Consider the following 12,674-nt stretch of genomic DNA (forward strand, 5'->3'; position numbering starts at 1 on the left):
TCTCTAGTTAGAAAGGAAGAATATATAATGAACGGACAACAACGTGCTAACGTTAAACCCGGACAACGTGTAAGAATTGTCTTAAAACAGGACCAACGAACAGGGAAACTAACAGAAGGTGTGGTACAAACCTTATTAACAAAATCCTCATTTCATCCCCATGGCATTAAAGTACGTCTTGAAGATGGTCAAGTCGGTCGTGTTCAAGAAATCTTATAAGTTCGCTTTAGCGAAGGTCGCTTTGCTCAACATGCAGTTCAATCGTGTTACCTGATGGGTCAGAGCAAAAAATTTGCGCAAACCCACTGCGACTGTCCGGCTTTGCAACGACTTCGATTTGATGAGCCTTTAACCAATCTAACGTTTCGTAATAGTCGCGAACCCGAAAGGCAAAATGCGGGGCGCGACTATTAATCGTTCTTTCTGAATTTATCGTATGATTAGGGTCAACAATTAAATGCAATTGTTGATTTCCGATTTGAAACCATGTTCCTTCAAAATTAAAATTTGGTCGCTTTAGTTCTTTTAGACAAAGAATATCATGGTAAAAGGATCGCGTTTCAGCAAGGGATTTTACCGTTAAACTGACGTGATGAATACACAAAGGTTCAATCAAAATACCAGTCTCCTCTCTACTATTTATCCAATTTTAGTTTTGCCAATTGATCCGCTAACGCTGAATTACTAAATTCATCTTCTTTATTTTGCTTTTTCATATAGTTAGAAACTTCCCGCTTTGACAAGTTTTTATTTTTGTTCTCTTTACGGCGCTCATTAAACACTGATAGCTTCTCGCGGTGCCCACATACACATGCAAAGGTTTGTCCTTCACCTTCCCCACGGAGCTCAAGCTTTTTCTTACATTTTGGACAACGTGCATTCGTCACTTTAGCAATGTTCTTTTTATACCCACACTCTCGGTCCTGGCAAACTCGCATTTTTCCTTTTTTTCCATTGACCTCAAGTAAATTCTTTCCACATTCAGGGCACTTGCTACCCGTCACATTATCATGCTTAAACGTTTTTGAACTAGCTTTTATTTCAGATACCACTGTCTTTGCATATTGTTTCATATCGGAAATAAACACATTCTTCGAGAGCTTCCCTTGAGCGATTTGTTCAAGCTTCAACTCCCATTGTGCCGTTAGTGCTGGTGATCTGAGATCTTCTGGAACTAATTCAAGTAACTGCTTTCCTTTTGAAGTGAGGATAACCTCTTTATCACGTTTCTCAATTAAAAAAGCGTTAAATAGCTTCTCAATTATATCAGCTCTAGTTGCAACCGTCCCAATTCCCCCTGTTTTCCCAAGCGTTTCTTTTAACCGTTTATCTTCCCCCTCCATAAATGAAGTTGGATTTTCCATTGCTGATAGAAGCATGCCTTCACTAAACCTTGGTGGAGGTGCGGTTTCTCCTTTTTTCACATGGGTTGCTGTTATCTCTAGCTTCTCACCCTCGTTTAAAGCGGGAAGTGTAGAAACAGCTTCGGCTTCATTCGTTTGACCTGCGTAGACCTCTTTCCAGCCAAGTTGTAGAACGCGATCTCCTTTTGCAGTAAACACCTCATTATTTATCTTCGCTTGTATCGTTGTCTGCTCATAAAGATATGCAGGAAATAACACCGCAATAAACCGAAGCACGACCATCTGATAAAGTTTCGCCTCTTTATCACTTAAGTTACCAGGTGTTTGCTCGGTTGGAATAATCGCATGGTGATCAGAGACCTTCTTATCATCGACAAACGAGGAATTTGCCTTAATGGGTTGGTTAATAATCTTCGCGACATGCTTCCTGTATGGCTGTACATCACATGCATGAAGGCGTTCCTTCAATGTCCCAACTAAATCAGAAGATAAATAGCGAGAATCTGTTCTTGGATAGGTTAAGACCTTATGTTGCTCATAAAGACGTTGCATAATCGATAGTGTTTCTTTAGCAGAATAACCAAAGCGTTTATTCGCCTCGCGTTGAACCTCTGTTAAATCATATAATTGGGGCGGCATCGTTTTTTTGTTCGTTTTCTTAACGCCCGTAATCAATGCTGTTTTACCTTTTATTTCGTTCTGAATAGCTAAGGTTCGTTTCGAGTCAAAGATGCGAGGTTCATTCGTTTTTCCGTCCTGCCAATGTAAAGTTAGTCCATTCGCTTCAGCTGTAATTTGTTCAAATGGCTGAGGTCGAAACGATTGTATTTCAGCTTCCCTTTTAGCAATCATTGCAAGCGTCGGTGTTTGTACACGTCCACATGATAATTGAGCATTATATTTTGTCGTTAGTGCACGAGTACCATTCATCCCAACATACCAATCTGCTTCTGAACGAGCAACAGCGGCGTGATAGAGATTTTCATACTGCGCACCATCTTTAAGTTTTTTGAAACCTTCTTGAATGGCTCGATCAGTGACCGAAGAAATCCATAAGCGCTTTACCGGCTTTTTAACATGTACCTTCGCTAAAATCCAGCGTGCGACAAGCTCTCCTTCACGCCCCGCATCGGTTGCAATGACAATATTTTTTACATCTTGACGTTGAAGCTGCGCTTTTACAGCATGAAATTGCTTACTTGTTTGTTTTATTACAACGAGATTTAATCGTTCAGGAAGCATTGGCAAATCCTCGAGCTTCCAGGTTTTATAGGTATCACCATAGCTCTCCGGCTCAGCAAGCGTAACCAGATGACCGAGGGCCCACGTAACAATATATTGGTTCCCTTCAAGAAACCCATTTCCTTTTTTATGGCATTGAAGAACTCTGGCGATATCTCGCGCAACAGAGGGCTTCTCTGCTAAGACGACTGTTTTACTCATCTAAACATCCTTTCATCTTATATAGCTCTTTTTATCATAGCATCGTCCCTTTAAAAAAGATAACAGTTAGGTTAAGACTTTTAACCCGATGGTGGCACTTAGTATGAGTAAAATAAAGAAAATACGTAAGCGTTCTTTAGACTCCCCGTAAATAGCCATACCGAGGATAGCCCCTCCGGTGGCACCGATTCCAGTCCAAACAGCGTAAGCAGTCCCCATTGGAATCGACTTCATTGCAATTGATAGGAAGAAGAAGCTCATTGTAAAAGCGACCGCTAGAACCAATATTACTGACAGTTTTTTCGTTCGATGCCACTGATTAATCATTGCCACTCCAAACATTTCCAAAAAACCGGCAAATATCAGACAAAACCAATCCACTATTCTCCCTCCTCCTTCTTAAGATGATTTGTAGTTCCCGTGACGACTTTTAATCCAATTATGCCAATTAATAACAGACCAATTAACAGAATCACTGGCCAACGAAAGGGTTCTGCAAATAATAGCATATCGGCCAAGACCGTCCCACAGGTTCCAATTCCAACAAAGACAGCATAAACCGTACCAACTGGCAGGTTAGCACTTGAGCGAATAAGCAAGACGAAGCTAAAAACGATTGCGACGATTGTACCTGTCCATTCCAAGAAACCCGTAGCATGCTTTAAGCCGATAACCCAACTAATTTCAAAACAAGCAGCACCTAGAACCATCCACCATTCCTTCAATAAAAACACCCTCTTTCCAAAATAAAAAAAGCCGCGCAACAGAAGGTCACTGAAAAAGGGTGCTTTTCCTATTTCAGTGACCTCTTAGTAATGCGCTGAGCCGTTGCCCGGTTTTTAAAAGCCTTGCTATGAGTGATTTTCTCATAGCAAGGCGCGCAACGAGTGAAGCCATTACTGCTTCCTCGAAATGCTTTCAAAGGGTTTTTCAGCGGCCTTGGTTTTCACCTTTTTTCAATGGCCTCCGCAGCAGCTTTTTCTCAAAACGCTAGGAGGGGCATCGTTTCCCGGTTTTAAGGCGGGTGGCATAAAGGTCGTTTTTGACTTTAGGTACACCCCACCCCCTTGCTCTTCTAAAATCGACATGAATAGCACCCCAAAAATTTATACTTATCTTCTCTAGTAAAAAAACCCGGAGTTTCTGTATGAACAGAACACCTCCCGGGTCTTTTTCCCTCTGTGTTGACCGCAATCTCCACTGGTGGCTTCTCTTAGACCGGGTCGATGTTCGGTCGGGACGCTAGAAGTTTTTAATTGGCTCCATTATTACAATGGGTCCTCTAAAATTAATTATTTGACCCGTTTTCTAACAAAAACAACCTTTAAATAATTTCCTTCAGTAAATTCTTTCGTCGTGCGGAAATCCTCGGGTAGAGAGTACGTTTCAAGAATCTCGTATTGGTTTCCCGTTTCACGAAAGGCAGCTTCAATAAAGCTCTTAAATTTTTTCATTCCAAAGGTACTACAATTGGTTGAAGCCACGATGACTCCGTTATTCTCTGTTATTGCAATCGTTTCTTTTAAAAGGTTTGTGTAATCCTTCTCTGCACGAAATGTATGCTTTTTCGAACGGGCAAAACTAGGCGGATCCAAGATGACAAGGTCAAATTTCAAATTCTTTTTAAGCGCATAATTAAAATAGCGAAACACATCCATCACGACGATATTCTGAGCCTCATAATCAATTTCATTTACACTAAATTGCTCAATTGTTTTTGCCAAGCTTCGATTTGCTAAATCAACACTTGTAGTCTTTTTTGCGCCGCCAAGTGCTGCCGCAACGGAGAAAGCTCCCGTATACGAAAACGTATTAAGAACGGTTTTTCCTTGTGAATACTGCTGGCGAATCTTTGCGCGAACATCACGTTGATCTAGAAACACACCGACCATTGGCCCATCATTTAAGTAGATGGCAAAGGTCATACCATTTTCTTTGACGAGTAAAGGGAAGGTTCCTCGCTCTCCTTTAACAAAATCATCATCATCATCCAAATACGTTCCTTTTTTATCAAAACGCTTCTTTTCATAAATTCCTTTATAGTCAGTAAGGGCGCACAGCGCATCAACAATCCAATCTCGGAATGCAAAGATGCCTTCACTATACCAGGTAAGGACATAGAAACTATCATAATAGTCAATCGTCAACCCACCAATACCATCACCTTCACCGTTAAAAATCCGAAAGGCCGTGGTGTTATTGTCTTTAAATAGACGGTTCCGGTTTTCGAGTGCTGCTTGAATACGTTGTTTAAAAAACTCAGCATCAATAATGTCATCCTCGTTTTGAGTTAATACCCAGCCAAAGCCTTTATTTTGTTTTCCGTAATATCCTTTTCCGATAAATGAGTGCTGCTTATCTTCTAGTCTTAAAAGAGTCCCTTCTTTTTTTAATTGATCCCCATTTACCAGAGCATCCTTCTCTAGCAATGGAAAGCCATTTTTTATTTTTTTGCTAAATGACGATTGAACTGTTATTCGAATCTCGTTAGTCATCATGTCATCCTATCGTTTTTTTATTTCCTTAAATTAAGGATGGAATCGTCTTATCCTATTAACCAAATTAGTATAAATAGCTATACATTAAGAGCAAGTCTTTGGGATTTGTTTTTACTAAAGTTAAATAAATTATACAATACGTTCGTTTCAGACACACGCTTAATACGATCGTTCTTGATTCGAAGAAGGAGTGAGTCGCAAATCAATTTAATAATTAGCAACAATTCAAAAAATCGCCACATAGAAGCTCATGTTTTCTTGTTATAATGAATAAAATACGATAACCTTTATCGTTTTCAAAAAGGAGTGTATGAAAGTGAATTTACTAAGTCAGTTTCGAGTTATCGGTTACTTAGAAGGAATGTCTTTTATTTTACTTCTAGGACTTGCTATGCCGTTAAAGTATATGTTTGATATGCCAATGTGGGTCACTGTCGTTGGTGCAATTCATGGATTCCTCTTTGTCCTTTATGTCGCTTATGTCGCGTTTTCTATGTTTAAGTTACGGTGGACGCTATCGAAAGGCTTTTTAGCACTCATTGCTTCTGTCGTCCCTTTTGGCCCTTTTTTCTTTGATGCTAAGCTATTAAGACAGAAACAGGTGTAAGTACGAACAAAGAATTGTTTTGTTTGAATGGAGAGTCATATTAAATAATCCCCTTTCTAAAACTTACTATCAACAACAGTGTTTCCCTTTCTTTCTGAAAAACGTCCGTGTTAGAATACTATTAAGCTGTAAAAAAGGAAAAATAATTCCTTTTCCAACAGAAACTTAAAGGAATTTTTCAAGGTGGGGACTATGAAAAAGTGGGTATCTGCAACAGAAAAGAGTCAATTTATCAAATGGTTTCTAGATCAGCATCGACTGAAACAAAAAGAGGCACGAATGGTGTTAGAGTATATATTAAAACACCATCGCTTACTTGAGAATATTTCCTTTACCGAGAAGATTCAATTAAAGGAAAAAACAATTGTTATATCGAGTATTTATTCAGATGAACCTGGGTTCGTGTATTATTATAATCAACGAAAGTCCGAGGATGTTTCAAAGGCTTTAGGTGATATGATGGCTAATCCTTCGGCACAGTTTTATATTATCTTTAACTTTTTTGGTAATATGCGAAACAACCGCTATACACAGCTTTTAGAAACGGTAATTGAAGATAAGTTTAAGCGATATAAACAATTCCAGAAATACTCCTCTGAAGCTGATATTATTATTGAGATGAGTATCCTACGAAAGCAAATTGACGATGCCTTGGACCAACGAGATGAAACAATTTTTAAGCAATTGGTCGAGAAGTTAAAAGAGCTTAGACAAGAGCAAGAGCGTTTCGAAAGGAAACAACAAGTCTAATCAAACAAATAAGGGTATCTCAACATGTTGAGATACCCTTATACATTATAGTTGTGTACTCATTTTCTGCTTGAAGCACTTAATTACTTCTTAAATATGAATGCCCCGCTTTTTTATTCATCCTCTGTACGATTTATGGAATATCACTGCAATCTAGATTCTAATTTTTAGTAAATCAGCATTGACTCTGTTTTGTAAGTTATCCACCGACCTGCTCATATGCTGGCGTGAATGGAACTTCAACAACCACATCTTCTCCGACTTGGAAGCGGGTGTGAAAGTCACTATGAACGTTTAACATATTTCCCTTTACTTCAATGGAGTAGTGAATTTCCTTGCCCTGAAACATAACATTTCTCACTTTTCCAGGAAGTCCTTCACCCGTTTTACGCAAATAAAATTGCTCAGGTCGTACCGGAAAATAGCCCTGTTTTTTTATCGCTACAGACACATCGTTTCCTGTCCAAATAACAGATTCATGATTAAATGGCTTGAAGCATGTACCGGTCCATTTCCCTTCAATAATATTGGCCTTCCCAACAAATTGTGCGACAAAGGCTGTTTCCGGATTGGTATAAATAGTCTCTGGAGTTCCGATTTGTTCAATTCTTCCATCCTTCATTACAACAATTTTGTCAGCCATGGCCAGAGCCTCCGCTTGATCATGAGTCACGTATACAATCGATGTGTTCATTGCCTGGTGGATGGTTTGAATTTCCCTGCGCAGTTCCATTCGTAGCCCCGCATCCAAGCTGCTTAGTGGTTCATCCATTAACAAGAGCGCGGGTTGCGGTGCCAATGCACGTGCAATCGAGACACGTTGCTTTTGCCCCCCAGATAATTCATTGGGCATCCTATCACCATATCCCTCAAGCCCAACCATATCAAGCATGTCGCCGACTCGCTCTTCCGTTCTCTTCTTCAGTTCATAAGGTGTGTAGCGGTGATGTTGTAAGGGAAACCGTATCTGTTCCTTCACTTTCAAATGAGGCCAGAGTGCAAACGATTGAAAAACCATACCAATGTTTCGTTTTTCAGGTGGTACTGTTTTGTTAGGGTGAGCAACTTGAACACCATCGATTTTAATCTCCCCGTCTGTCGGCGCTTCAAATCCTGCTAACAGTCGGAGCATCGTTGTTTTTCCGCACCCGGAAGGACCGAGGATGGCAACAAATTGTCCGTCGTCCACGGTTAAATTAATCGAAGATAGCGCCGTTGTTTTCCCGAATTTTTTTGTAACGTTGGATATGACTGCACTCATGCCTGTTTCACCTTTCTTTCATATATCTTCTGAAGCCCCAATAGTATAGCCGTTAAAAATAGCATCGTGAACACAACAACACTGGAAAATGCCGTCGAATAGGTCGTATAACCAGACTGTTCAAAATTGAAAATCATCAACCCAATCGTTTCCGACCCACTAGACCAAAGTAGTGCTGATACGGTTAGCTCTGTTAAAGTGGTCAGCATCACCAAAAATGCACCGCTTACTAAGCCTGGTACTAATAGTGGTAACATGATAGACTGCCACTTTGCAACCATTCTGGCTCCTGATACATGGGCTGCTTCTTCCATTGATGGGGCAATTGTTGACATTGCTGTCATGCTTCCACGTACCTGCAAAATCATAAAACGGGTCACGTAAGCAATAAACAAAATCCAAATGCTCCCGTAAATGCCAGGATTCCAGCCTGGGATTGGTTGCATCCAGGTTAGAATCATTGCAAGCGCCAGCACCATTCCCGGCAAGGCGTAAGGTAGACCTACCGCCAGCTCCACACCTTGGCCGAACAACGTTTTTTTTCGTAAGCGGTAATAAGCAATAGCTGTTCCGATGACCAAACAAATGACTCCGGTTCCAAAGGCAAGCTTTAAGCTATTAAAAATCGCTCCCTGCACCTTATCATTTTCCAGCAAAATAAACTTATAATGGTTTAACGTAAGATTTTCAAGCGCAAAGGGAAGGCCATAGGCACGAATTAAGGATGAACCAAACATCGAAAACATCGGAACAATACTAATAAAAAGAAGAAAGCACCATAGCAAAATCTCTACAGGAAGACGATAATGCCCTAAAGAAAATCGTGGCTTTGTATCAATTTCACTGTTTTCTCCTTCTCTTGTTTTTCGTAAGATAAGCCATTGCAGTAACGTTCCAACTAAAGCCACCAACCCTAAAAGAACCGAAAATGTGGCCGCTCTAGCAAATGCACTTGGGCCAAATCCAACGATCTCTTGATAAATTGTTGTACTCAATACAGAAATATTAGCTGGAATTCCTAGAAAAGCCGGAATACCAAAATTATCGAGATTCGCTAAAAATGCTAACAAGCCTCCACTAGAAATCCCCGGTAATGCAAGTGGGAATGTCACCTTCCAAAACGTCGTCCAACCGTTTCCACCAGAAGATCTTACTGCCCACTCAAGCTCGCGCGGAATACGACGTAAGACGCTCATCGTTAATAGAAACACTAGCGGATAATGAGAGATTCCCAAAACGAGTATCATTCCGGTATGGCTGTACAAATTAATTGGCTCTAGTGCCCACGGTAGCAAACCAAGGAGAGTCGAGACCAGTCCATTTTTGCTCAAAAACTGTGTCCACGATAGGGTAATTATGTATGACGGTATGATGAAGGGCAGAAGGACAGCAACATGTAATACTTTTTTTGCGCGAATATTACTGTACGCCACGATCCAGGCCAATGATATTCCTAGAAGAACAGCAATAGCCGTTGATCCAGTAACGATAATTCCTGTATTCGATAAAATCTCCCACGTTCTTTTCTCTAAAAGAATGGTAGTATAGTTTGAAAATAGATGTCCCTCTTCCACAGAAAAGCTTAGTGAAATGAGTCGGATAATTGGCCATAAAAAAAACAGAAATAGGATTAGAAGGGAAACAAACAGCCAGAACCGCTGACCTTTTTTTGTTGATATAGAGAAAAAGGAAGACCTAAAGAGCGATCTTCCTCGTACCTGTTCTTCCATAATTACGTGCCACCTCAATTACTCTCCAAGGATAGAAATAAATTGTTGCTTATCTTGTTCGCGAGTTTGTAAAAGCTCATTCACATCATGAGAGACAACCTTCATATCCGCAATGCCTTTTAACCCCTCTGGAGCAGTGACTCCTTCTCGAATGGGGGTATAGCCAAGCTCAGCTGCCTTTGTTTGACCTTCTTGCGATAAGACGAAGTCAACAAATGCTTTTGATGCTAGTTCATCGTCGGTATTACTTAAGATACCAATTGGCTCTGTAATAACAGGTACTCCTTCTTCCGGATAAATTACTTCAACTGGCGACCCTTCTGCTTTTGCCCGGGCAACAATAAAGTCGACGACTATGCCATAGGTTTTTTCGCCACCGGCTACAGCTTGCAACACTCCGCCATTTCCTTGAACGACAGTGACATTATTATCACGAAGTTTTTCAAAGAATTCCCAGCCAAATCCGTCTGTTTTTGTAAGCACACCCACATTATACGCTGCTGCGCCTGAATAAAGCGGGCTAGGCATAACGACTTTTCCATCTGCCACATTCTCTGTTACAACGCTCCAAGACGTAGGTAATTCTGTCAAATCATTCGTGTTAACTGCTAAGACCGTTGCCATTACCTTTGTTCCCGTATACATATAGTCTTCATCTACAAACTCTTTTGGTATGTGAGCAAGCTCTGGGGATTCGTAGGCAAGCAGCAGTTCCTGTTCTTTTAAAGCGCCAAATGTAACGGCATCAGCAACGAGTAGGACATCTGCTTGAATATCACCTGCTTTCTTTTCCGCCATAATTTTACTGATAACTTCTTCTGTTCCTGAACGGAAGACGTCAACTTCGACATCAGGATAAATCTCATTGAAACCGTTGACTAGTTCGGCCGCATCACTGTCAGGTTGTGAAGTATAAAAGCTTACTTTTCCTGAAATTTTGATTGCTTCATCTTCATTATTCTCAGTTTCAACAGTTACTGCGACTGCCTCAGAGTCCGTTTCTTTATCCGGTTGGCTTTGTCCTCCTGTTTCATTTCCTCCGCACGCTCCCAAAATAAGCATTGTAGAAGCTATAACTATTAAAAATAGTTGTTTCATAAATTTTTCCTCCTTTGGCGTTTGCACCAATTTCTATTTAAAATACTTTTAAATTCTTGCGAATATGTAGAATCAAAACCATATCAAAAATATAAAGCTCACTCTGTTTTTTCTCTTCTCTTAAAATAGTAAGCGAGAAATATGAATCTACTATAAAGAAAGAGTAGTAGTTTTGTAAAAATAATGTGAACAGTCGCCTTTGTTATTTTTTGTAAATGGGGATGAGCTTATGGGTAATGGGCTTTATTTAAAAGGTTTTATAGTTTTGGTTTATGTTCTTGGTATTAATTTGGCGTAAAAACTTTACATGAAATTAACAGGTAAATTAAACTCAAACAAAAAAAAGGCGCCTACCCCCTTGCGCGTTAAGCACTAGAGTTAGGCACCCTTTATATGCAGCTTCAAAAGCAGGTAGAACGTCAAAACCATTTTCTAAGAGAGTAATCTTTTTGTTTGTTCAGCCGTTTCATTTATCTGGCTTGCTATTTGCTGATTGTCGTCATTTAGAGTTTCAATTGTGGCAGACATTTGTTGTAAGGTTGCTGTTTCTTCCTCAATCACCGCTGCTAATTCAGAGGTTGCTTCTTCAATGACTTTGGTTTGTCCTTCAACCCTACCAGCAAGTGAGTCTACTAAATTAAACTTGTCTGAAACTTTCTGAAGGGAATGAGTTAACCGATCAAAATAATCAGAAACAGAAATCGCTGTGGTTACACTCTTATCAATTTCAATAGTACTTGTTTGCATATTAGTAATAGCAGACCCATTGGCATTGTTCAATTCCTGTAAATTTCGCGTAATTTTTTCTGTCGTTTCACTAGTGATATCAGCCAACTTGCGAATTTCATCTGCTACAACAGAAAATCCTCTTCCCGCATCTCCAGCCCTTGCAGCCTCAATAGATGCATTCAAGGCTAATAAATTCGTCTGTTCTGTAATATCTCGAATCGTTTTTGCAAAGACATTTGTCTCATTAATTTTCTGAGTTAATGTCGTAAAAGTGAGATTGAGAACTTCAATAACCTTTTGCAGATTGTTCATCTGTTCCGATAAAATAGTGGCTTGCTTTGATCCATCAAGAGATAAATCCTTAGACTCCTGTGCTTCAGCTTGAGCTTGCCTGGAGGCTTGATGCAGTTGATGCATTCCTGCTAATGTCTCATTTGAGCTTTCAACAATTTCTGTAACTCTTTCACTTTGGTTTATACTAGTCGCCGAAACCTCTTGAATTGCCAACTTTATTTCACCTTGTGAAAGAAGATTATTCTGAACACGTTGATTCACAAAGGAAATTTTTTCTCCAATTTCTGTTACACTTTTCTCCAACTTAACACGATTTGTTTCCTTTTCGTTTGCACTACTTATTGAATTAGCAAAAAACTTTTCGATTTGTGCAGTTTGCTTTTTATTTAGAGCAATGATTGCAATTAACACAAAGTTGGTTAAAAGAAAAACTAATATAATCGTTGGAAAACCTTCAGCTACAACTTCTACTTTTGGTTCCATTGCAATATAGTTATAAATTAATGTTAGAAAACCTAAAATAGCTCCTATTGAGTAAAGAACCCATTGATAGTAAATTGCCGAAAAAAGGGTCAATAGAAAAATAATAAAGATTGTCAGAAAGGTTCCACCCATAAAGTAAATTGTTCCAAAGGAAACGCCAAAAACAACAAAAATGAAAAGATAACTAAAAAGTTTATCTTGCTTTACAGCTTTCAAAATCACATAAGCTAGTAAAATAACCACCAATTCACTTGTATAAATTAATGTGTGTAGCATACCTGCCTTTATTAGTGATTGTATAGCTCCCAATAAAAGGCAAACTAAAAAAACAGAAACTACCACCTTATTTTTTTCTTGTAAATCTTTCAAGCGAATTTGTGCAATATCCATATTGGCATTATCCTCCTAGTGTAAAAG

At 39.5% G+C, this 12,674-nt stretch carries 12 protein-coding genes; 3 read left to right on the top strand and 9 right to left on the bottom strand.

Annotated elements, in window-relative coordinates; all coding sequences use genetic code 11:
• Window positions 1-27 precede the first annotated feature (27 nt).
• Window positions 28-219 (top strand): YwbE family protein, encoded by a 192-nt coding sequence (locus CEF19_RS09085; RefSeq protein WP_100405802.1) that lies wholly within the window; start codon window positions 28-30, stop codon window positions 217-219.
• Window positions 220-226: 7 nt separating this feature from the next.
• On the opposite strand, the gene CEF19_RS09090 is transcribed toward CEF19_RS09085, so the two are convergent.
• From CEF19_RS09090 to CEF19_RS09110, 5 genes are all read right to left on the bottom strand, one after another.
• Complete coding sequence (locus tag CEF19_RS09090; RefSeq protein WP_100405803.1) at window positions 227-616, bottom strand: VOC family protein; 390 nt, start codon at window positions 614-616, stop codon at window positions 227-229.
• A 19-nt stretch (window positions 617-635) separates the two neighbouring features.
• A complete protein-coding gene (locus tag CEF19_RS09095; RefSeq protein ID WP_100405804.1) occupies window positions 636-2,807 on the bottom strand; it encodes a DNA topoisomerase III in 2,172 nt (723 codons plus the stop codon).
• A gap of 66 nt (window positions 2,808-2,873) precedes the next feature.
• The gene (locus tag CEF19_RS09100) at window positions 2,874-3,188 is read right to left on the bottom strand and encodes a DMT family transporter (RefSeq protein WP_100405805.1); all 315 of its coding nucleotides are present in this window, start codon (window positions 3,186-3,188) and stop codon (window positions 2,874-2,876) included.
• Window positions 3,188-3,517, bottom strand: coding sequence for a DMT family transporter (locus tag CEF19_RS09105; RefSeq protein WP_100408262.1), 330 nt, complete (start codon window positions 3,515-3,517; stop codon window positions 3,188-3,190). Before CEF19_RS09105 ends, CEF19_RS09100 begins: the two co-directional genes overlap by 1 nt.
• A 582-nt stretch (window positions 3,518-4,099) precedes the next feature.
• Window positions 4,100-5,302, bottom strand: coding sequence for a class I SAM-dependent rRNA methyltransferase (locus CEF19_RS09110; RefSeq protein ID WP_100405806.1), 1,203 nt, complete (start codon window positions 5,300-5,302; stop codon window positions 4,100-4,102).
• Between the two features lie 313 nt (window positions 5,303-5,615).
• Here CEF19_RS09110 and CEF19_RS09115 point away from each other — a divergent pair, with 313 nt between their 5' ends.
• Window positions 5,616-5,912, top strand: a complete 297-nt coding sequence (locus tag CEF19_RS09115; RefSeq protein WP_100405807.1) for a DUF3817 domain-containing protein — start codon at window positions 5,616-5,618, stop codon at window positions 5,910-5,912.
• Between the two features lie 192 nt (window positions 5,913-6,104).
• Window positions 6,105-6,662: a YpiB family protein gene (locus CEF19_RS09120; protein WP_100405808.1), complete on the top strand. Its 558-nt coding sequence runs from the start codon at window positions 6,105-6,107 to the stop codon at window positions 6,660-6,662.
• A 199-nt stretch (window positions 6,663-6,861) separates the two neighbouring features.
• Here the strand turns inward: CEF19_RS09120 and CEF19_RS09125 are convergent, their stop codons facing one another.
• The 4 genes from CEF19_RS09125 to CEF19_RS09140 all read right to left on the bottom strand — a co-directional run bounded on the left by CEF19_RS09125 (window position 6,862) and on the right by CEF19_RS09140 (window position 12,647).
• Window positions 6,862-7,923 (bottom strand): ABC transporter ATP-binding protein, encoded by a 1,062-nt coding sequence (locus tag CEF19_RS09125; protein WP_100405809.1) that lies wholly within the window; start codon window positions 7,921-7,923, stop codon window positions 6,862-6,864.
• Window positions 7,920-9,653, bottom strand: a complete 1,734-nt coding sequence (locus tag CEF19_RS09130; protein ID WP_100405810.1) for an ABC transporter permease — start codon at window positions 9,651-9,653, stop codon at window positions 7,920-7,922. The genes CEF19_RS09125 and CEF19_RS09130 overlap by 4 nt, the downstream gene beginning before the upstream one ends.
• Before the next feature lie 18 nt (window positions 9,654-9,671).
• Complete coding sequence (locus CEF19_RS09135) at window positions 9,672-10,751, bottom strand: ABC transporter substrate-binding protein (protein ID WP_227521959.1); 1,080 nt, start codon at window positions 10,749-10,751, stop codon at window positions 9,672-9,674.
• A gap of 432 nt (window positions 10,752-11,183) precedes the next feature.
• Window positions 11,184-12,647: a methyl-accepting chemotaxis protein gene (locus CEF19_RS09140; protein ID WP_100405811.1), complete on the bottom strand. Its 1,464-nt coding sequence runs from the start codon at window positions 12,645-12,647 to the stop codon at window positions 11,184-11,186.
• Between the last annotated feature and the right edge of the window lie 27 nt (window positions 12,648-12,674).

It is taken from the genome of Bacillus solitudinis, from assembly GCF_002797395.1.
GTDB lineage: Bacteria > Bacillota > Bacilli > Bacillales > Bacillaceae_D > Halalkalibacter_A > Halalkalibacter_A solitudinis.

Coding starts and splice junctions, on each gene's coding strand:
- CEF19_RS09085 (WP_100405802.1), top strand. CDS start 28: ATGAACGGACAACAACGTGCTAACGTTAAACCCGGACAACGTGTAAGA.
- CEF19_RS09140 (WP_100405811.1), bottom strand. CDS start 12,647: ATGGATATTGCACAAATTCGCTTGAAAGATTTACAAGAAAAAAATAAG.
- CEF19_RS09125 (WP_100405809.1), bottom strand. CDS start 7,923: ATGAGTGCAGTCATATCCAACGTTACAAAAAAATTCGGGAAAACAACG.
- CEF19_RS09095 (WP_100405804.1), bottom strand. CDS start 2,807: ATGAGTAAAACAGTCGTCTTAGCAGAGAAGCCCTCTGTTGCGCGAGAT.
- CEF19_RS09135 (WP_227521959.1), bottom strand. CDS start 10,751: ATGAAACAACTATTTTTAATAGTTATAGCTTCTACAATGCTTATTTTG.
- CEF19_RS09120 (WP_100405808.1), top strand. CDS start 6,105: ATGAAAAAGTGGGTATCTGCAACAGAAAAGAGTCAATTTATCAAATGG.
- CEF19_RS09105 (WP_100408262.1), bottom strand. CDS start 3,517: ATGGTTCTAGGTGCTGCTTGTTTTGAAATTAGTTGGGTTATCGGCTTA.
- CEF19_RS09115 (WP_100405807.1), top strand. CDS start 5,616: ATGAAAGTGAATTTACTAAGTCAGTTTCGAGTTATCGGTTACTTAGAA.
- CEF19_RS09130 (WP_100405810.1), bottom strand. CDS start 9,653: ATGGAAGAACAGGTACGAGGAAGATCGCTCTTTAGGTCTTCCTTTTTC.
- CEF19_RS09110 (WP_100405806.1), bottom strand. CDS start 5,302: ATGACTAACGAGATTCGAATAACAGTTCAATCGTCATTTAGCAAAAAA.